We start from the raw sequence: 20,271 nt of genomic DNA on the forward strand, positions 1-20,271 counted from the left end.
GAAGCGCCGCGACCCTCGGCCACACAGACCGGCGGAGGAACACCGTGGATCAAGTTCAGGCAAAAAAACTGATCGCGCAGGGGACCGGCTTGGTGGCGCAAGGTCGCCTCGTCGATGCTCTGCGGGCGTTTGAAGAGGCTATTGCCGCCCACCCGGAGAACGCGGAAGCGTTCGCGCATCGCGCCGACGCGCTGACCGACCTTGGCCAACCGGATCTATCGATCGCGAGCTATGATCGAGCGATCGAACTCGCGCCGCACCGCCCCGAATTTCATGACTACCGTGGCATCGCATTCGCACGTCTGGGGCGCTTGGAAGAGGCACTCGCAAGCCTCGACCAAGCCCTCGCCATCGATCCAGAGAATCTGAATGCCATGAACAACCGAGCGAATGTGCTTAAGCTGATGAAACGTCCGCAGGAAGCTCTGGAGCAAATCGACCAGGTGCTCTCACAGATGCCGGAATTCGCAGCGGCGCATAATAACCGGGGGAACATGCTGATCGAGCTCGAGCGCTATGAAGAGGCGATCGCGAGCTTCGATCACGCGATCGAGCTATCGCCCGACCAGACCGATGTGAAAACAAATCGCCTAACCGCGGTCATTCGTTCGGGTTCCACCGAAGAGATCGCAACGGCCTGTCTCGAAATTCTCGCAACCGAACCTGACCACGTCACCGCCTTGCTGACCTTCGCCGAAATTCTCACAAACCAAGGCAGGACGAACGAGGCCATAATTTATTTCATGCGCGTTCTGCGCCGCCAACCGGATCATATCGACGCGCTCTTTGAACTAGGTCTCGTTCTCGTCACCCAAAGGCGCTTCAACGATGCCATTCAGTGCTTTCAGCGCCTCCTGACATTGGACAGCAAAAAAGTCAGCGCCATCATCAATTTAGGCGTAGCGCTTGCCAAAACCGGGAAGGTTAGGGAAGCCTTTGTATGCTATGATCGAGCGATTGCACTCGAACCGGAATTGTCCACTGGCTACTATAATCGTGGATGGCTTCTATGGGAACTGCGCGAGTACGAGCGGTCGCTTGAAAATATCGAACGGGCGCTCGAACTCAATTGGAAAGAGCCGCAGGCGCTTGAAACTTGCCTAAATCTCACATTGCAGCTCGCACGATGGGAAAAGTTTCCGGCGTACTTGGCTGAGTTGACGCAGCGAATTGAGACCCAGCCTGATTTGGTGTCTCCATTCCCGATCGCGACCTCGATCGATGATCCCGCTCTTCAAAAGAAGTGCGCCGCGACTTATGCGACGATCTTTCCGGTTTCCGAAAAACCATTGAGCCTAGCCCCGTCACCGCGAAGCGAGCGCATCCGGGTCGGATATTTCTCCGCTGACTTTTACGAGCACGCTACATTGTATCTCTTGCTGGAGACGCTGGAAGCTCATGACCGAGACAGGTTCGAATTTATCGGCTTCTCGTTTGGTCGAACCACCAATGATGTCTGGCAGAACCGCGCGCAGGCGGCCTTTGACCACTTCATTGATATCCAGGGAATGTCAGACGGCGAGGTCGTCCAACTCGCTCGCGGAAGGGACCTCGACATCGCCGTGGATCTGAAAGGGTATACCGCCGGCTCCCGCTGCAACCTCTTTGCGAACCGTGTTGCGCCCGTGCAGGCCAACTACCTGGGTTATCCAGGCACGATGGGGACTGAGTGGATGGACTATCTGATCGCCGATCGGATACTCATTCCAGAACCGAACCAGGAGTTCTACTCGGAGAAAATTGTATATCTGCCCGGCAGCTATCAGCCGAACGCTCGTATCTTCGAGATTCCTAAACGGACGACGCGGGCAGATCATGGGCTCCCCGACAACCAATTTGTCTATAGTTGCTTCAACAACGCCTACAAGACTACCCCCGAAATATTCTCAGTCTGGATGAGTGTCCTTTCCAGGAACGAAAAGAGCGTCTTATGGCTATGGGTCGACAATGAGACCGCCCGCCAAAATCTTCGCCGAGAAGCGACGCGACACGGCGTCGCCAGCGAACGGCTCGTGTTCGCTTCTCGCGCTAGTCGGAATGACCACCTCGAACGAATCCGTCTCGCCGATCTCTTCCTCGACACACTGCCCTGCAACGCACACACGACGGCGAGCGACGCACTACGAATGGGGCTTCCACTTTTGACCCGTCCCGGTCGCTCCTTTGCCTCGAGGGTTGCAGCGAGCCTTCTAAGCGCCCTGGACCTTACCGAACTGATCGCGCACGATCTCGAACAATATGAGGATAAAGCCGTCTCCCTCGCCAAAGACACCGCAGGCATGGCCGCGCTGAAAGCCAAGCTCGAACGCCAGATAGCACACAGCTCGCTCTTTGATCCGGTAGACGCGGCACGGAAACTTGAAACGGCCTTCGCTCGGATGCACGAACGACGTCAAAATGGCCTGTCGCCCGACCACATTTATCTGTGACCCCCAGACCGAGCGGCCGAACTACGCCACCAGGCCTGTGTAGCCCGCTACGATCCGATTTTAGCCGAGCTGGCGCTCGAGTGCATCGCCGGCACTTCAACGATCCTCTTTCAATTGCTCCTTCAGGGTCCTGGCGGCACGGAAGGTCAGCTTGCGCGAGCCGCGAAAGTGCGTCCACTCACCAGTACGCGGATGACGGCCTTCCCTGGACGCCACGGATTTGACGGCGAACTTCCCGAACCGATTGATGGCGATATCCTCGCCGCGAACCGCCGCACCTTCGATGACGGCAAACACCGCCTGAACCGCGCGATAGGCCTCCGCCCGCGTCAAATAGCTTTTCTCGGCGACGCGCTCGACAAGTTCATTGCTGTTCATGGTCACACGCTCCAGATTTCCAAGCAGGATGAATTTCGGGGAAAGCCGCGGCCACCTCAGCAAGGTAAAATGCATCGTGCGCCATCGGTGTGGGCGTCCCGAACGGGCAACGTCGACGCCGGCACACAAAAGCCAACTTCAGGCTCGTGTCGCGCTCATGCCACGGGTTCTAGCCGTTCGCCCCCCGAAGGATCACAGCGCAGCAACCCTTTGCTTGCCGCGATCGCGACGGCGTTCACCTTGCTCGTCGCGCCGAGCTTCTCGACGATATTGCGCAAGTGAAATTCCACCGTGCGTCCAGCGATGCTGAGCTCCCGCGCGATCGTCGCCACCGTCATGCCCTCGGCCGCCATCCGCAAGCAATCCATCTCGCGCGGAGTCGGTGCCGCGGTGCGCCCGGCACGGATCGCTTGAAGCGCCGCCACATGAATATCGGTCGCCGCCCAGGAAAGCCAAGGACCATGTTCGCTCACCACATGCCGCGCGGCGTCGATGCCTGTGCCCATCAACGCCACCAGACCCGGCCCGTTCACATGGTCCTGGACCGGCACGGCGATTCCGACATGCTCGGTCTCGGGAGGACGGGAAAAGCGAACCTCCCTGCTTGACCAGGCAAACGGACGATGCGCAACCAGCGCCTGCATCACGAGATTGCTGCCCGCTATGAGATCGACATATTGCCGACGCGCAATCGGTGTAGAAGCGATCGACCGCACAGCACCGCCGCGTGCGTGCCCGAAATGCAGATAGACGCCACTATAGAGACCATAGGCGTCCGCGAGGTTGAGCAGCGATACTCCAATGACAGCTTCCTGCTCCGGTGGACCGCCGCGGCGTTCGAATGGAAGAATGACCGCCATGACGCTTGCTCAGCCGATACCGACGAGGACAGTGCCCCGCCCCGATTCGCCATCAGGCCGCCAACTTGAGGGCGCGGATAACGAATGCGGCGTCGGCCACGGCCCGACAATCCGCCGGTCGGGCAACAAAAACCCTTTGGATCGGCAGGACTCCATCGCTGACATTGAAGAATCGCCTTTGTCACGCATGACTATCGGCGACTCTCTACCCTAGGCGTGCAACTCACCCGCTCGGGGAATCCCTAGCGGGATTCCGATGGTCTTGGTGCATGTCACATTGCAGACCAACAGAGATGTGTAAGAAGAGACCAAAGCGACTCTCTCAACTATGCGAGTGTTCATGTCCAGTCCCACCCGAATCGATGTCATGGGCGCCCTGGTCTCGTGCCTCGGGCATGCCGCGGTCCTCGGAGGCCTGCACATGGCCAGCTCAAACGCCGCGCCCCACTCCAGACCATCCCCCGAACCCAGGATAGCGATGGTCGTTGATCTGGTTCCACTGGACGGCATGGGCGAATCGACTCGATCCACGACTGGACTCCACTCAGGCACGGCGCCCTCGCCATTTGGGCGAGAAGCGCGGCAGAAGCCTTCCACCGCGACCGCTTTCGGAGCTCCCGCAAAGGCTATCGCGCAGGCAGCGCCATCGACCAGTGATCCTGCGGCCACGGCCTCGGAAGATGGCGGCGGCATCGCCGCTGCGACCGCGGCCGCCGATCTCGATGAATATCAGCGCCGTCTCTACGAGACCGTCGCCCGCCACAGCAGCTATCCCAGCGCGGCCAAAAAGCTTCGCCTGGCCGGCGTCACCTATCTCGCCTTCCGCCTCGATCGACGCGGCAACGTCCTGGACAGCTGGGTGCAACGAAGCTCGGGGTCAGAGATGCTCGACAATGCCGCGCTGGCAGCTCTAGATCGGGCGCAGCCGCTACCGCCGATTCCTCCGTCCCTGCCCGCCCGCATGGATTTTGTGATCGAAATCGATTCGTCTCTGCAGCAAGTTGCGTTGCTAGGCGCCAACTAGAGGGTGCGGCCATCTTCCGTCATACCTTGACCAGGCACCACGAGTTCATCCCGTGACCGCGTCCCCGCGCGAGGTCCTCATGTCCTTGCTGGTGTCAGCATATCCCGATCTGAAGCGCCGGCTCGCCGGTCGCCTCGGCTCGGCCGATCGCGCCCAAGAAGCCCTCCACGACACCTACATTCGGCTTCGTCGCACCGAGATCGTCGACGAAATCCGCAACCCTACATCCTACCTGTTGTCGATGGCGCTCAATATCGCAAGCAACAGCGCGCGCGCCGAAATGAAGCATCTCTCGGCGGCCGAAGTGAACCGCCTGGTCGACTTCCCGGACGACGCCCCCGATCCAATCCAATACGCCGAGGCACGATCAGAACTTGCGGCCGTCGATCGGGCATTGCAGAAGCTGCCGCCCCGCCGTCGGGCTATCATCACGCGCCTCTGGATCGAGAACGCAACGTACAAGGAACTCGCGTTGGAATACAGCTTATCGGAACGCACAATCCGTCATGAAGTGCTTCTGGCGACCCGGCATCTGCACGAGGCGACGGAAGTTTTTTCAGTGGAGGCGTTGCAAGAACAGCTGTCCAAAGTGTCATCTAAATAGGGAGCGCGAGCATGACACGATGTGCGGCGCTCATGTCCGAGCTATTGGCTGGCCTGTGGAAATGAATGGAAGGACATGGACCGATGCTGAGCTAGCGCGCCTCCGACTTGAGGGGCTCGATCAGCTCAATCGCCTTCTGTCCGGTGAAGCCACCGAGAAGGACGCGGCCGAGTTCACCGCATGGCGCGGCCAAAGCCCTGCCCATGAGGCTGCTTTCCGTTCGGCGCTGAGGCTCCGGCAAGTCGTCCGCGTCGCCGAAGGGGTCGAGAAACCGAGCAGCATCGGAATCGTGGACAATGTCGTCGATCTTGCACAAGCACGGAGCGGACGCCTGTCGAGGCGCGCTTTCATCGGCGGTTCCGTTGCGGCCTCCGTCGCCGGCGGATTGCTCTTCGTGGGCAGGTCCATCGACATGGTGCCGTCGCTTGCGGAGTTGAATGCGAAATACCGGACCGGAACCGGCGAGCGCCTTCTCGTGCGTCTGGACGATGGAGCTACTGTCCTGCTCAACACGCGTACCAGCCTAAACTTGCGCGGCGATCTGCCCATGCCCACTGTCGAACTCGTCAGCGGCGAGGCCGTGCTCACCAGCGGCCGCTCGGGAACCGCTGCCCTCGTCGCCGGCAAAGGCACCAGCATCGGTAAAAACGGACAGTTCAGCGCGCGCCACACTCCGGACGAAACCTGCATCACCTGCCTCTCTGGAGAGGTCGAAGTCGACTGGCCTGGAGAACGGCGCCGGCTCCTTGCCTCTGAGGAGGTCCGGTACAGCGATCGCAGCATCGGCGCCGTCACCACCCAGGCCAATACCGCCGCGCTTACCGCATGGCAGTCCGGAACGCTGATCTTCCAGGACATGCCGATGCGGCAGGTCATCGATGAGATCAACCGCTATCGCCCTGGCCGGATCGTCCTGACCAACAACGCACTCGCCACCCGGCGGCTGAGCGGGACCTACAATATCAACCGCCTCGACGATTTCTTCAGCCAGGCCGAGCTGGCCGTCGGCGCGACAATCACCCGCCTGCCCGGCAGCGTGGTTATCCTGAGCTAAGTACGATAGTTTATGTCAACTTTGTTACACTGAGTCATTGAATTGTAACATCTTTTTCTTGCCAGATTGCTGCCCCCGCCGTGTCTATTTCCATGAGGCACGACCTGGGGGGTTTCATGTTTGCGCACACGCTGGCCAACGAGCAGAACTCCGGGAGCACCGAAGCCAGCGCCCTTCTGCTGCGCCCCGCAACGGCCAATCAGCAGGATATCCTCTCTTCCATAACAAGCTGCCGAACCATGTCCGACCTGCGTGACTGCCTCTTGGGCTATGCACGCCTTCTCGGCTTCTACGGTGGCCGTTATGTCCATATCGGTGGCTGTTGGCCGAGCCATCCCGGGATGGGTTCCCAACAACCGATCCGCTTCTGCACGACCTCACCACATGATACGCCGGACGCCGAGGACTGGCTCGCCCGGGATCCCTGTGCGGCCCAGGCTCGAACCGCCTTTGCCCCCTTTGCCTATTCGACAAGGACGTTGACCGGCGTCGACCCGCTCCAGCGCATCTGGCTCGAAAACGAGCGAATGCGCGGCGTCTCCGCAGGCATTGCCTTCCCCGTCCAGGACTGCACACACGGGCCGGCCTACATCAGTCTCTTCGGGAACGATGAGGCCGGCTCACGCAATCTCGCCGAGCGCTGTGCGCCGGAGCTGGCCTTCACCGCGGCCCATTTCCACGCAAAGGCCAAGCAGTTGGTGCCAGTCGCGGACTGGGTGCCTCGCCTGTCAGGCCGCGAGCTGCAATGCCTGCGCCTGGCCGCGATGGGCAAGACCAACGCGCAAAGCGGAAAAGATCTCGGGATTGCGGGCAAAACCGTCGAGTATCACTTACGCAACGCAATGGAAAAGCTGGGAGCACCGACGAAGCTTCGCGCCGTCGTCCTCGCGCTTAGCCACGGGCTTATCGTGTTCTAAAGCCGAGAAGCGCCGAAACTTGCCGGATCGATTTTCCTGACTAATCGGCGCGAATCCACTTTCCCCGCTGATCTCGTGAGACTCAATAAAAAGGAGGCAGAGATGTCCGTTTACAAGGTTACAGTCGAAGTGGATGGCCGGTCGGTCGAAAGTATTTTGAAAGCCGGTGTTCCCGCGACGATGGAAGTTGGAACGCACAAGGATCAGGTGACCAGCCCAGAGCACCGCATCAGCATGATGGTTACAGAAAGCGATGATCAGCCGGCGGCGTGGGTTCAGGTGGCCAAAATTCAGGCAGAGACGGTAGAGGTGCTTGCCGAGGGCTGGTTAGGTAACGATTCCAACCTCAAGGCGCTAAATACTTTCGGGGCCGTGCCGACAGGAACGATAACGGTAGCATCTGAAAAGGAAGCCTCAGCACGGCTCAGTCCTGAGCATGCCGCATTTGGCTGCTGCACCGCATATGGGAACGGCTGCTACGTGCGCTGCTGCAACGGTTGCTGTTCCGATCCTGGGCGTTGTCCCGGCGCAAGCTGCTGCGGTTAACCACCTTCGGCGTTCTCTCGGATGGAATGCTCGAGAGAACGCCGATTGGGTTAAGCGGCAACACGAGCGGAACCGGCGCCCATGAAGCGGCCGTTGCAGTCGGTATGCCCGCGACCAGTCATCAGAGCGGCCCATCTTCGCCCTTGGTGAGCCGCTGTCGCCTGATCGACACAGGCCTGCGCAATAGCCCTCAATCGATATGACGCTCCGTCAACCCCGCCTCGACCGCCACCACATCCGAAGGGCTGTTGACTTCCCAGATCCCCCCGGGCGGCGCGCCGACCTCGACCATCCGGATCGGGATACCCGCGTCGAGAAACCGAAGCTGTTCAAGTCCCTCCGCTTCCTCGAATTCCGACGGCTCGAGAGTGCGATACGCCAATAGCGCGTCGCGGCGATAAGCATACACCTCCAGATGCAGATACACCGGCGGACGATCCGTGCGCGCCGAAACATGCGGAATGATCCGCCTGGAAAAATACAGCGCGTCCAAATTTCGGTCGAACACCACCGTCGGGGAGCGGAACCGCCCGGCCCTTTCGTCCGCCCACAGGCAATCAGCCTCGACCGGCGAACTCCGCACCATGGTTGTCGCGACGCTGATGCCCGACTCCGCGGCCATGGTTTCGATCAGCGCCTCGACCGCAAGCGGCGGCGTAAGCGGAGCATCGCCCTGAAAATTGATGATGAGATCAGCCTTGAGCCCGGCCGCCACCATCGCCGCGCAGCAGCGTTCAGTGCCGTTGCGGCAATCGGCGGGCGTCAGGACCACTCGCGCTCCAAACCGAGCCGCTGCCTCCTGGATCCGCACGTCGTCCGTCGCGATCCAGACCTCGCCCACGCCAGTTACCAAGCGCGCCGTCTCCCAACTCCGCTGCAAAAGACTCTTGGTGCTGCCCGCCACGCCCCGCAGCTCGACGAGAGGCTTGCCGGGAAATCGCGTCGACCCGTAGCGGGCAGGTATGATGATCGCCACGCCGCGATCGCAACCAGCATCCTCCCTGCCACCCACGATCCGGAGCATCAGCCAATCCCGAGATAGAGGAGATCCTGGACATGCACCAGTCCGCGCACTCGCCTCGAGATCTCATCGCCGAGAATGAACAAGGATGTGATCCGGGACTGCGACATCGTGGCCAGCGCCTCTCGCGCGTTGGCGCCACACACCAGCGTGCGCGGGCGCCGCGTCATGATCTCCTCGGGCGTCAGGTTCGACAGCTGCCTTGCGTGCTGACGAATATCGCCATCGGTAACGACATCAAGCAGGCCGCCGTCGTCAGCGACGATGCCGACGACACCGAACCCTTTGGCGCCGATCACATCCAGGGCGGTTTCCATGGACGCGCCGCAAGGGATCAGGGGCAAGGCATCAGCCCGGTGCATGAAATCATCGACGGAAAGAAGATCAAACCCGTAGCCACCACGCGGCACGCGACGGTGCAGGTCAACCGCGGTCACGTTCTTGATCCGCACGAGCGTCATCGCGATCGCGTCGCCAAGCGCAAGCATCATGGTCGTCGATGTTGTCGGCGTGCTGCCGAAGGGGCAAACCTCTGGCTGCACCGGCAGAAAGAGACGAACGTCCGCTTCGCGCGCGACAAGCGATTCCCTGTTCGCGGTGATAGCAATGACAGGAATCGACAACGTCTTTGCCCAGCGGATGATCACACCGCACTCACGCGCTTCGCCGGATTTGGACAGCAAGAGCAACGCATCGCCGGCCATCATCAGGCCCACGCCACCGTGAAGCGCGTCGGCGGCGTCGAGAGAGCAGGCCGGTGTCCCTGTCGCGACGAACGTTGCGACCAGTTTCGCGCCGATACTCGCCGACCGCCCGACACCGCAAACGAGCAGCCTGCCCTTGGTGTCCCGGACCGACCTCACCGCGGCAACAAACTCCCCGTCGAGGCCTGCAAGGGCCCGAAGTGCTTCAGCCTCCGTAGCAATCGCCCGGCGGCCCATATCCAGAATGGTCGACGCATCGGCTTCCATCACGCGGGGCAGAGACATGATCGCACGTTCCTTGCGCTCGGCCAGAGAGGCATGGACACTCCGCAGCCGCTCGCAGACTAGCCGAGGAGTCCCTCAAGCTGTCCTAGGGGAATCCGCAGGCGCACGGGCTTTCTTTGGATCGACCAGAGGCCTTGCGTCGAAGCGCGAACCGGGCGCGTCACGCGCCGGCACGCACCAGATGCTGACGGACGATGGCAAGCCAACCCATCATCGCCTCGGCCGCCGAGTCGGACAACTCGACATAGACCCGCCGACGGTCGCCGGCATCGGGCTTGCGTACAAGGATGCCCTTTTCCGTCAGGACCTTGACCCAGCGCAGCGCGGTCGTTGCCGGGACGCAGCCAGCCATGCACAAACTCGATATCGAGACATTCGCCCGACGCAGCCGTGCCTCCATCAGGTCCAGCATCATATCCCACGCCGGATCGGCGAAGAGTGTTTCCTCGAAGAAACTGCTTCGCAAACGTCGCATGCGCATTATCAGCTGAACCCCAGCCGCAAGCGTAACCGCGTCATCCGCCTCCGCTCCAACCTGATGTGCCTCTCCGGTCGGTACGGGTTCCGGAACATTCGCTGCTGCGACCTCCTCTCGCTGCGGGCTCTCCTCCGGCAGATAAACCTCCCGATTCACCCGCCTGCCAATGCGGCCCCGTTCCAGACGCGGCGCCACCAGCGTCCCCGACACGTGCGCGAATCCCTGGACGCTCTCCCCCTTGCCCGGCTCGCACAACCGCACCGCCTCGACATCGCCGCCATCACGCAGAGAATTCGAACAAAGGGCACCCGATCCGACAGCGTGGTCGCCATCGCTCGCAGCCGCCACCGGTGAAGACAGCAGGAAAGGTGCCGCTTGCTGCGCAGCAAAAGGCTGCCCCATCATCGGCGCCGTCACGACGATGAAGCTCGTTTCGCTCTTGCACATAGGCAGCTCCTGCTCCCAACTGTGGCCCACGCCACACTTACCCTGAAATCAAGCCGATACATTGAGCCCCGTCAACCAGAACGATATCCAATCGACCATCGGATGAAACGCAGCGAGTATTTGTCACTCTCCTGACATATTTCGAGACCCCAATAAGATGGAAATTGCTCGATTCAACAACTCGCTCCTATGCTCAACCTCTCGCCCGACATGATCTGGATCGCCGCCGGGGGCCTTCTCGGGGCGCTTATTGGCAGCTTCATCGCCACGGCGATCGAGCGCTGGCGAACAGTCAGACCGATCATCCTGGATCGATCGCGATGCGATGGCTGTGCACGCAGGCTCGAACCGTTCGAACTCGTTCCCCTGCTGAGCGCGGCCGCGCTCCGATTCCGCTGTCGAACATGCCATGCACCGATCAAATCGATCCATTCGCTGATCGAAGCGGCAGCATGCCTAATCGGTCTGCTTGCCGGCGTTGCCGCGCCGGGCGTCCACGCAATCGCCGGCGCCTTGCTCGGATGGCAACTTCTCGCTCTTGCGGCGCTCGATATTCGCCACTTCCTCCTGCCCAACGCCCTCACAGCAGGCCTCGCCATCACCGGCCTCGTCGCAAGCATCGCTGGCCTCGGCCCGGCACCCATCGACAGCCTCATAGGTGGTCTCGCCGGCTTTGGATCACTGTGGGCGGTGAAGGAAATCTACCGTCTGATCCGTGGTCGAGAAGGCCTGGGCGGCGGAGACCCCAAGCTGCTCGGCGGCATCGGCTGCTGGCTGGGCTGGCAAGCCCTCCCTTACATATTGCTTGGTGCAAGTCTGCTGGCCCTGGCGATCGCCGCGATCTGCCTGAGCCGCGATCCGGCCTTCACAACCGAACGGCCACTTCCACTCGGAGCATATCTGGCTCTCACCGCCTTCCCGGCGTGGCTGACAATCCCGGCAATGGGATAGGTCACCAGGAGTTCATTTAGAGCCTCCAAGGCCAACCTCCAAAGAATACACCCGGTATGACCAGATTTCTTTGCCAAGATCGGGCGGGGCATGTGTCCTACGTAAGGGGCCCCCGGCCACGCCGAGCGGAAGGCCCGACGTCTTTGTGCAACGACATCTCTTAAAGCAAGGACTTCCATGGGGGACGATGAGCACGATAAGATCGCGTGGGAGGTTTATTGCGCATGCCGCGTCTCCGACACACTCTACGCCCTGAATCCCTTCCTGACCCAGCAGAACTTCTACTCCCAGCAGCTACGCGCACTGGCGCTGGTCGCAGTTCTCGCCAGAAAACTCGCTCCTGGCAAACGCAACGTCTGCATCGTCGGCGCCGGCATCGCCGGCCGAACGCTCGCCGCCGGTTTCGCCAGCCTCGGTGCGAGCGTCCGGCTCATCGAAGCCCGTCGAACCCCATTCGAGCGCTATCGCAACGCCGCCCATAGAGAACTGCATCCCAATATCATCTTCTGGCCCGCGCAGCATCCGACGCCCGCTACGGCCTTACCATTCCTCAACTGGGCTCAGGCCACGGCGGACGAAGTCGTCGAAGATATACAGAAAGAATGGGCGAGCGGCTTCGCGAACAAGGTCAGTCTTATCCATGATCAAGTGACCGCGGTTCACCACGATGCTGCCGGAATCACCATGGACCTCAAGAACGGCGAGCCGATCGAGGCCGATCTCGCGGTTCTGGCAACAGGGTTCAAAGCAGAGCGCGGCTTCGGTACGCTCGACTCGCCGAGCTACTGGTCCCCGAATGCCGTTGCCGATGAAAGCCGTGCCATCCTCGTCAGCGGCTCCGGCGACGGCGGACTGATCGATGTCCTGTCCCCCATCCTGGGAACCAGGGTCACACGCGCCGCGCATATGCTTGCCGTCGCCTTGTCGGACAGTCCGCTCAAGGAAGATGTCGAAAAAGTCGAAGCGGAAAGGACCTCGAAGATGATAGCGGGCACGCGCGACAGCGAAGATCCCTGCGACTTCTACCGGAGGGTGCAGTTCGCTCAGGAAACGCAGGACAGACTCTCCTCTCTGGCCGGATCCGACGAGCATCTCTCCAGCAGAAAAATCACCCTTCTTTATCAAAGTGTCAGCCCCTATTCTTTCACTGCCGCCCCTATCAACAAACTCCTTCTGGCTTATTTCAGCAACGGTCCCAGAAAATATGTCAAAAGCGTCAAAGGCGAACTCCGCAACGGCGCTGGGCGGCATATGATGGCCAGTGAAGACGGGGATAGCGAGCCGGTCGACCCGCCAAGTTCGTTCGATCGCGTCATCGTCAGGCACGGCGCCGAACCCGCGGCCGCAGATCTATTGACGCGCGCCGAACTCGCCTCGCTCAAGGTCAAGGCCGTGGAACATTCCGCGGCCGCCGACGTGAAGGACTATGACAAGACGATCTTCCGCTGGACCAAAGACGGGATGCGAAAATCCGGTGTTCGCCTCGAGGTGATGACCCGCGCGATCCACCGCACGCTGAACCACGTCGCCTCCGCCTACGACCTGATCATCTTGAATTCCATCATAGTCGATGAGTGCTTCACCAATGGCAGGCCGATCAAGATCCAGCTGGGCGCGGACGACAGAAAGAAAGCCGAACAGCTGCGCCTGTTCCCATTGCGCATGGGTCCGACCACAGTACGAATCGGCTCGGTGAACATCCATCGCAACAGGCCCCTCGATGACGAAGCGTAGCGGCCTTTCAGAACCCAGCCGGGCTGCAAGCAATGCGCTCCGCTTGGGAACCATCATCAAGATTGGCATTGCCGGGGACCGCGATGCCCGAATGATGATCTCCGCCATCATCACGCGTGAGGGCAGCAACGATGACAATCTGTACCTTCTACTGACCGCTCACTCACATATTCTGCCGAGCGACAAGGAGGTGGCCTGCACGCTGGTTCGTGGCTCAGGCAAACCGCGTCTTGCGCTGGGAACACTGGTTCCTCCAGAAACGGTGCTTGGCCCCGAAAGCGCGAGGCTGGGCTTTCATGTCGTTCGTCTCGAGGCCACACCCCTTTTCAATAGCCTGCGGGAAAACGCAAAGCCCCTCGCCATCGTTCGCAATTTCCGAAAAGGGATTTGGAACGATGGCAGGTTCAATGTGCGTAGGCTCAATGATCTCGCCTGGTCCGGCAATACCGATCCAGAGCAAGCTGGCGAGCAACATAGATCGTCCAATCGAGAAGTTCTTCGGCACGCCCTCAACCGCAAAGGGCGCGTCGCCGGAGACCTGGACGAGGTTCGCATCCCCGATCTGGGCACGACACTCGTCTATTCCTATTGCGGCCTCGTCACTAGAGGTCGCAATCGTCCACTCGCAGATCCCCAAGCGCTTGGCGCGCCGGTGATCTCGGAAGCCGGTGCACTGTCGGCAATCATCGTGGGCGCTGCCGACCACGAAACCCTCGTCTATCCTATCGAGGAACTCCGCAAAGGACGGGACATTGAGTTCGTCACGCTCGGCGAGGATTGGCCAAAAGTCAAAATTGCCGGCCCGCGCCGCCAACTCCGACAGGCTGGCTAACTGCCGACGGGCCTCTCGCCGACGAGAAGCATATCCTTTTGCACGACTTGCCCCGGGGTCGAATCCTTCTTTCTCGGATCGGCTCAATGCACGCGGGCGGTATCGACAAGCCGCCCCCCTGAGGGAGTCCGGCCAGTTTTTTACGCCGGATAAAAGAATCGGGTCCAAAATGGATGGACATCGCAGTCATGCCTTTTTGCCGCAGTTGGAACCCTTTTTCGACATGCGGGCCGGACAAACTTCGGACACCGACCTTCCCCGTTTCCTGTCTGGCGAACCAAGGCCGTCGAGGCGCGGTCCTGACGTTGAGAGATAAGAAAATCGAAACTCTCGGACGCTGTCTCACCGTCTTTCCACCGTGGAACGCCCGATCCGCCGCGGGCGTCAGCATATCGATATTTCAAACTCGCTACACGCATCGGCGCGCCCGCATTTATTCGGGAATGACGTAATAAAAATAACTTCGAATTGTAACATTTAGCCTCTGCGACACCGACAGGAAGCGTCCTCGTGGCCTTGCCCGTCGCAGATCCATGTGATTGACTGGACTGATTAACAGGCCTTTTCCGGAGGTCCGGCCAAATGTCCTGCATTGAAAAGGTCGCTGACAAGCATCGCAGCCCCATCCAGACGCCGGACTGCCTACCGCTCATCCGGTCTCTGATGGAAGCACGATCAATGAGTCGCAAAACGCTCGCCGCGGCGTCGGGAATCGCAGTTTCCCGGCTCGAGACCCTGATCGATCACGACCCCGACGACAGCGCAGTCGTCACAGTCGCCGAACTCCGGAACATCATCGCAGCGCTCGACCTCGACCCCCTGGAAGTAATCATCCGAGCAGACACCTTCGACCTCATCGCCGACGATGATCGCGATCGCTTCGACCCGATCATCCGCCTGCTCAGCGCCATATTCAGGGAAGTCTCTGCCTCGGTCCTGCGAGCTGCCGTCGAATTGGGCAACATTGAGGATCCAGAGGTCCAGCCCGAATGGACCCCTCTCCTGAAAGACGTCATCCTGCAGCGCATCGTCAAAGAAATCGCCGTAGAGGCGGGCCGCCGCCAGCGCTGGATCCTCGACGTCTAGCCCAGCGTGCACACCCTGTCATCTCGATCGACTGACTTCATTTGGAACCCACATATGAACTGTCCAGGATAAATGTTCCTACTGACCGCAATCGTCTCAATGCCGCAATGCAATTGCGGCATGCTCGCAACGCAGAGGGGAGAATGCCATGAAGCTCGCCGTTTATAATGTCGAAAATCTGTTCGACCGCGCCAAGGCCATGAACCTCGATAGTTGGGAAGAAGGCCGCCCGGTGCTGGAGAAGTTCGCCGCACTGAACGCGCTACTCGGCGAGATCGACTATTCGCCCACCGACAAGAACGGGATGGTCGAGCTGATGCGCGACCTCGGTCTGGAAAAGTCCGACACCGGCCCATTCGTCATCCTCCGCCGCAACCGCGGCGGCCTGCTGCGCCGTCCCACCGCCGGCGGCATCGTGATCGACGCCAACGGCCGCGCCGACTGGGTCGGCTCGCTGGAGCTGCGCGACGCGCCGGTCAACGAACATGCGATGCGCAACACTGCTCGCGTGATGATGGACCTCGAGGCCGATGTTCTGGGCGTGATCGAGGCGGAAAGCCGCCCCGTGCTCGCCGCCTTCAACAGCGAGATCCTGCGCGCACTCGGAGGCCAGCCCTTCCGCCATGTGATGCTGATCGACGGCAATGACGAGCGCGGCATCGACGTCGGCCTGATGAGCCGGGAGGGCTTTTCGATCGGCACGCTGCGCAGCCACGTCGATGATCAGGGGCCGAACGGCCAACCGATCTTCTCGCGCGACTGCCCCGAGTTCGAGGTGACGACGCCGAACGGCGCGCGACTGCTCATCCTGGTCAATCATCTCAAGAGCAAGGGCTATGGCGGCACTGCAGCGTCGAACGCGAAACGCAAGGCGCAGGCCGAACGGATCGCACAAATCTACAAGGGTCTCACCGACAATGGCGCGACCCACATCGCGGTGATCGGCGACTTCAACGACACGCCGGCAAGCGCGCCGCTCGCTCCGCTGCTCCACGACACCGACCTTCAGGACGTCTTCACGCATCCCTCTTTCGACGATGGCGGCTATCCGGGCACCTACGATCTGTGCAACGCCGCCAACAAGATCGATTATCTCCTGCTCTCACCCGCTTTGTTCGACCTGGTCCAGGCCGGCGGCATCTTCCGCAAGGGGATGTGGCCGGGGTCGCGGCCCCGGCGCTGGGAACCCTATGCCGAGGTCGGCCGAAAAGCCGACGCCGCTTCCGACCACGCCGCGATCTGGGCCGAGATCGACGTCTGATCCGAAGCGGGCGCGGTCCGGCACCGCTCTGGCCCCGGCAGGATATCGCCCCTAGGCTCGCGCACGATGCTCTCTCTGTTGCTCGCCCAGATCGTCACCGCCGGGACGACATTCCCCTGCACTCCGACCCGAGTGTGGGACGGCGACGGCCCGATCTGGTGCGCGGAAGGACCGCGTATCCGCCTTGGCGGGATTGCTGCGCGCGAAATGGACGGGAGCTGCCGGCGGGGTCATCCCTGCCCGAGGGCAAGCGGACCAGTTGCACGCGACGCGCTTGTCCGGTTGCTCGGCGGTGCGCACGGAACAACGCCGACCGGCCACGTCGTCGTGCGTGGACCGACATTGCAATGCCGGTCGGAAGGCCATGCGAAGGGCGAGAGGACCGCCGCCTGGTGCGTGGCGCCGCGGGTCGGCAATCTGAGCTGCGCGATGCTGCGGACCAACACAGTCGCGATATGGCCGCGCTATTCGCAGGGACGGATATGCCGGCGGTGAGCCGGTATGCGTGCCTGTCGATGCTGACGGCGCTTGCCGAGGCGAAATCGGCTGATGGTCGATCACGGGCGGCCAGCTCGGGCGACGGTGTGCTCGCTCCGGGGGCAAAGGGGTTTCGGCGGCGATCCATAAGAAGCTTATGGTGGTTTATCGTTTTTTTATAGACTGCACTAAGTTCCCTATAGCAACGCTCAATCGGGGTTTACCTCTCACGCGATCGTGCCGCCGATAGGCCTGCATGTCGCCGACGGGCTCGCTGCCATCGCTGCCGGCCACTTGACGAACTGATCACGCCACGCCGGTCCCTGGGGGACCGGCGGCAGAGGGGAGCGGGTGAGGGAATCGCGAGTCCGTTCACGGGGAACCCCGGCCACGACGGCCCGGACCCATGCTGAACATCGCCATTCATCCGGAGCCTGACCCATGACCGCTCACAAAGCCGCGCGTTGGTCCGCGCGTGAACTCGCAACGCTATCTGCATATTATCCCGCCGAAGGACGCAGCGTCGCGACCCGGCTTCCTGGCCGAAGCGCCCACGCGATCCAGGTCAAGGCCCACAAGCTGGGCCTGAAAACGACGCACACCAATCCAGCGCCGAAGGCTCGGCTGCGCGGCGATGCGCTGGAAGAAGCCATCAGGTTGCGCGATGCGGAAAGATGGTCCTTCGCTGCAATCGGAAGACAATTCGGCATATGCGAGGCCAGCGCCTCCAATGCGGTGCTGATCGCCCTTTGCGCCCGACGCCGCTATCGGCCCGCAGAACGTGATCGGAAAGGCCGCCTCACCCCTCTCGGTATCGAGAGACTACGCTATGCTCTAAAGAAAGGCCTCAAGGGCGTCGACATCCAGCTGCGCCTTGGCGTTTCTGCCGCCTGCGTGTCCGAACAACGCCGCCGATATGATCGCGAACTCATATCGCGCGGCAAAGCGCCACTGCCTCCGCCGGGCGGAGGTGAGGCCTACTCCGGCGCCAAACTCTCTTCAGCGCAACGCAAGCAGGTCGAGGATCTATTCATGCTCGGCCTCGGCACCGCCAAGGTCTCGGAACGCGCCGGCGTTTCGAAGACGAGCTGCATCCGGATCCGGCAACGGCTTGTACGTCGCCTGCGCCGCAAGGGTGAAAAACTGCCCGGCTGCGACACCGCCGGCGTGCGCCATGTCCACGCCGAAAGCACGCGCTTCGTTACCGATGAGCAGAAGGATCTGCTGCGCGCCATGCTCCTCGACCGCGTGCCTGTCAGGCGAGCGGCGCTCGAACTCGCGATCGGCGGATCGACCGCATATCGCATCCGCGACCAGCTCGCGACAGAACTGACGAGCGAAGGCCAGGCCTTGCCGTCGCCGCGGCTGCCAGGGCGGGCGCGTCCCAAGGCTAACGATCCTTTCTGGCCGCCGGCCAACCCACGCGAGATCTATGCCTTTCGCAAACTCCTCGGCACGATGAGCTTCGCCGAGGCCAAGGCCCATTGGCAAGATACTCTACGCGAAACGCGCATCGCCGAGCAGCAGGCCAAGCCGAACGCCCCGCTGACTTTCGAAGAGCAACTTGCCAAAGTCGCATCGGGCGAGGTCGGCATCACGCGCGCTATCGTTCGCAGCCATCTCGAGCCGAGAATCGCAGCGTAGTTCCCAGAGAGGCAACTTTCGCGCTCGCACGCCATCGTGAAGGGCTCGGCCTGACCAGATAGTCCCGGCGGCGTCGGTCCGGGACCGTCATTCGAGCTTTGCTTCGCGAGCAGCAGCTATTGTCCATTCGCGATGAGCAACAGCGCCGCAATGGCCGCCCATCCCAACAGGATCGAAGTCGCGAACACGGCCAGATGGAAGGCTGTGCCTATAAGCAGCTCGCGAAACCAGCGCTTCGGTTGCGGGCACGGCGCCGGGACGTAGCGCTTCGATGCCCTTGCGCGACGCCGCCCCGCGTCCTTACGCTTCTTCCGCAGCTCGGACGGAGATGCGACTGGAGGAGTTGGAGGGGCCTTCGCCGAGCGATCAGGCGGCGGCTCCCCCAATCGTTCGAGGCGCGAGAGCCTGAATCGCATGATTCGAAGCGCCTTGTTCTGCATCTGGCGCACGCGCTCCGGGCCGACGCCCAATTCCTCGCCTACGGCGCGAAGCGATAGGGCAGGCCCGTCGTAGAGGCCAAAGCGTAACCGGATAACGCGCTCCAGGCGCGGATGCGGGATCGCGCGCAAGGCGAGCCTCACCGCCTCGCGATTAGCGCTCGCGATCTCGACGGTAAGAGCATCGGGCGCGGGTTCATCGCTGCAATCATGCCACGATAAAATGCAGCCTGCCCGGTCATGTTCGTCCAGATCACAAGGCATAGAAAACCGCCTCACGGTTCACGAGTGAACCGCGCTCCATAGTTTGCGTGTCGGCAATAAAATGAAGTTATATGACGGCTTTACTGCCCGTCAATAGAGCCATCCCCTTGGAAAAACGGGATATGAAACGCGATGCAACACAGCTACACACAATGAAACGCAACGGCACACACCTACGGACGCAAAAATATTTGGCTAAATATTTTTGCTTTGCTCGCACTGGCACCTAGATATCCGATGATGCCTTGGCCAATGCTTGCGATAGCAGTTCGGGGACCCGCGAATCGGTCCCGGGCACCGCACGTAGGAACATTCAAAGGGGCCCGGTCTTCGCAAGGGTGATGCGTCAATTACCCTGGGACAGGAATGGCCGACTATGCGACGGATCAGGCCCCTGACGAAAAGCCTCTCCAGCTACGGAGCCGCCGATGTCCGATGAAACCCTGTCCGACGCCGACAAGACCCAGTTCACCCTGGCCCTCGTCGAGCAATGCGTGCGCAACAGCTTTCTCGAAACGCTGCATGCCGGCACCGTGCCCGACAGCGCGACCGGCGACTATAGCGACGTCAAAGTCGTCACGCCCTATGGCGAGATTCCCTGGACGCAATTGTCGCGTATCTCCGACGCCGAGATGAGAACCCTGATGATCGAGATCACCAACAAGGTGTTCACCTTCCTGACCTACGCCGAAGACCTCGCCGTACTCGGGCTTGCCGCGCGCTGGAACAAGCCGGAGATCGACACAGCCCTGTCGCGCCAAGCCGAACGGCGTCGCGCGCGCCGGACAGGGCGGGATGGCGGCACCGACAGTTCGACTAGATAGTCGATGCTCCATCA

The 20,271-nt window shown here is 61.3% G+C and carries 20 protein-coding genes; 14 read left to right on the forward strand and 6 right to left on the reverse strand.

Translation table 11 applies throughout. The features are described from left to right. The first annotated feature begins 44 nt into the window (after window positions 1-44). Window positions 45-2,429, forward strand: coding sequence for a tetratricopeptide repeat protein (locus tag KRZ98_RS17565; protein WP_217674723.1), 2,385 nt, complete (start codon window positions 45-47; stop codon window positions 2,427-2,429). Window positions 2,430-2,525: 96 nt separating this feature from the next. Here the strand turns inward: KRZ98_RS17565 and KRZ98_RS17570 are convergent, their stop codons facing one another. Together KRZ98_RS17570 and KRZ98_RS17575 are read right to left on the reverse strand one after the other, a co-directional pair. Continuing rightward, window positions 2,526-2,882, reverse strand: coding sequence for an HU family DNA-binding protein (locus KRZ98_RS17570; protein ID WP_254798610.1), 357 nt, complete (start codon window positions 2,880-2,882; stop codon window positions 2,526-2,528). 80 nt (window positions 2,883-2,962) lie between these two features. Next, window positions 2,963-3,667: a LuxR C-terminal-related transcriptional regulator gene (locus tag KRZ98_RS17575; RefSeq protein ID WP_217674724.1), complete on the reverse strand. Its 705-nt coding sequence runs from the start codon at window positions 3,665-3,667 to the stop codon at window positions 2,963-2,965. Between the two features lie 340 nt (window positions 3,668-4,007). Between KRZ98_RS17575 and KRZ98_RS17580 the strand changes: the two genes are divergently transcribed. From KRZ98_RS17580 to KRZ98_RS17600, 5 genes are all read left to right on the forward strand, one after another. Continuing rightward, window positions 4,008-4,691 carry an energy transducer TonB gene (locus KRZ98_RS17580; RefSeq protein WP_254798612.1) on the forward strand — a complete coding sequence of 228 codons (684 nt, stop codon included), beginning with the start codon at window positions 4,008-4,010 and terminating at the stop codon, window positions 4,689-4,691. A 52-nt stretch (window positions 4,692-4,743) separates the two neighbouring features. After that, on the forward strand, window positions 4,744-5,295 hold the full coding sequence (locus KRZ98_RS17585; RefSeq protein ID WP_368389845.1) for an RNA polymerase sigma factor: 552 nt from the start codon (window positions 4,744-4,746) through the stop codon (window positions 5,293-5,295). Window positions 5,296-5,356: 61 nt separating this feature from the next. Next, window positions 5,357-6,349 (forward strand): FecR domain-containing protein, encoded by a 993-nt coding sequence (locus KRZ98_RS17590; protein WP_254798663.1) that lies wholly within the window; start codon window positions 5,357-5,359, stop codon window positions 6,347-6,349. Window positions 6,350-6,465: 116 nt separating this feature from the next. Further along, window positions 6,466-7,266 (forward strand): LuxR family transcriptional regulator, encoded by an 801-nt coding sequence (locus tag KRZ98_RS17595; protein WP_217674726.1) that lies wholly within the window; start codon window positions 6,466-6,468, stop codon window positions 7,264-7,266. A 102-nt stretch (window positions 7,267-7,368) separates the two neighbouring features. Beyond that, window positions 7,369-7,812 carry a hypothetical protein gene (locus tag KRZ98_RS17600; RefSeq protein ID WP_217674727.1) on the forward strand — a complete coding sequence of 148 codons (444 nt, stop codon included), beginning with the start codon at window positions 7,369-7,371 and terminating at the stop codon, window positions 7,810-7,812. A 190-nt stretch (window positions 7,813-8,002) separates the two neighbouring features. Here the strand turns inward: KRZ98_RS17600 and KRZ98_RS17605 are convergent, their stop codons facing one another. The 3 genes from KRZ98_RS17605 to KRZ98_RS17615 all read right to left on the reverse strand — a co-directional run bounded on the left by KRZ98_RS17605 (window position 8,003) and on the right by KRZ98_RS17615 (window position 10,747). After that, window positions 8,003-8,836: a 3-deoxy-manno-octulosonate cytidylyltransferase gene (locus KRZ98_RS17605; protein WP_217674728.1), complete on the reverse strand. Its 834-nt coding sequence runs from the start codon at window positions 8,834-8,836 to the stop codon at window positions 8,003-8,005. After that, window positions 8,836-9,822, reverse strand: coding sequence for an SIS domain-containing protein (locus tag KRZ98_RS17610; RefSeq protein ID WP_254798614.1), 987 nt, complete (start codon window positions 9,820-9,822; stop codon window positions 8,836-8,838). The genes KRZ98_RS17605 and KRZ98_RS17610 overlap by 1 nt, the downstream gene beginning before the upstream one ends. 160 nt (window positions 9,823-9,982) lie before the next feature. Then, on the reverse strand, window positions 9,983-10,747 hold the full coding sequence (locus tag KRZ98_RS17615) for a winged helix DNA-binding protein (RefSeq protein WP_217674729.1): 765 nt from the start codon (window positions 10,745-10,747) through the stop codon (window positions 9,983-9,985). A 189-nt stretch (window positions 10,748-10,936) separates the two neighbouring features. Here KRZ98_RS17615 and KRZ98_RS17620 point away from each other — a divergent pair, with 189 nt between their 5' ends. The 7 genes from KRZ98_RS17620 to KRZ98_RS17650 all read left to right on the forward strand — a co-directional run bounded on the left by KRZ98_RS17620 (window position 10,937) and on the right by KRZ98_RS17650 (window position 18,732). Next, window positions 10,937-11,698, forward strand: coding sequence for an A24 family peptidase (locus KRZ98_RS17620; protein WP_217674730.1), 762 nt, complete (start codon window positions 10,937-10,939; stop codon window positions 11,696-11,698). Window positions 11,699-11,875: 177 nt separating this feature from the next. Then, the gene (locus tag KRZ98_RS17625) at window positions 11,876-13,432 is read left to right on the forward strand and encodes an NAD(P)/FAD-dependent oxidoreductase (protein ID WP_217674731.1); all 1,557 of its coding nucleotides are present in this window, start codon (window positions 11,876-11,878) and stop codon (window positions 13,430-13,432) included. Then, window positions 13,419-14,264 carry a hypothetical protein gene (locus KRZ98_RS17630; protein ID WP_217674732.1) on the forward strand — a complete coding sequence of 282 codons (846 nt, stop codon included), beginning with the start codon at window positions 13,419-13,421 and terminating at the stop codon, window positions 14,262-14,264. Before KRZ98_RS17625 ends, KRZ98_RS17630 begins: the two co-directional genes overlap by 14 nt. A gap of 582 nt (window positions 14,265-14,846) precedes the next feature. After that, window positions 14,847-15,350 carry a helix-turn-helix domain-containing protein gene (locus tag KRZ98_RS17635; RefSeq protein ID WP_217674733.1) on the forward strand — a complete coding sequence of 168 codons (504 nt, stop codon included), beginning with the start codon at window positions 14,847-14,849 and terminating at the stop codon, window positions 15,348-15,350. Window positions 15,351-15,498: 148 nt separating this feature from the next. Further along, window positions 15,499-16,611 (forward strand): endonuclease/exonuclease/phosphatase family protein, encoded by a 1,113-nt coding sequence (locus KRZ98_RS17640; RefSeq protein WP_217674734.1) that lies wholly within the window; start codon window positions 15,499-15,501, stop codon window positions 16,609-16,611. A 66-nt stretch (window positions 16,612-16,677) separates the two neighbouring features. Next, window positions 16,678-17,106: a thermonuclease family protein gene (locus KRZ98_RS17645; RefSeq protein WP_217674735.1), complete on the forward strand. Its 429-nt coding sequence runs from the start codon at window positions 16,678-16,680 to the stop codon at window positions 17,104-17,106. Between the two features lie 423 nt (window positions 17,107-17,529). Continuing rightward, entirely contained in the window at window positions 17,530-18,732 is a 1,203-nt protein-coding gene (locus tag KRZ98_RS17650) for a hypothetical protein (protein ID WP_217674736.1), read from the forward strand. A 116-nt stretch (window positions 18,733-18,848) separates the two neighbouring features. Here KRZ98_RS17650 and KRZ98_RS17655 read toward each other — a convergent pair whose 3' ends face one another. Next, on the reverse strand, window positions 18,849-19,433 hold the full coding sequence (locus KRZ98_RS17655; protein ID WP_217674737.1) for a sigma factor-like helix-turn-helix DNA-binding protein: 585 nt from the start codon (window positions 19,431-19,433) through the stop codon (window positions 18,849-18,851). A gap of 428 nt (window positions 19,434-19,861) precedes the next feature. Between KRZ98_RS17655 and KRZ98_RS17660 the strand changes: the two genes are divergently transcribed. Beyond that, entirely contained in the window at window positions 19,862-20,257 is a 396-nt protein-coding gene (locus KRZ98_RS17660; protein WP_217674738.1) for a hypothetical protein, read from the forward strand. The last annotated feature ends 14 nt before the right edge of the window (window positions 20,258-20,271 follow it).

Source organism: Sphingobium sp. AS12 (assembly GCF_019097845.1).
Taxonomy (GTDB): domain Bacteria; phylum Pseudomonadota; class Alphaproteobacteria; order Sphingomonadales; family Sphingomonadaceae; genus Sphingobium.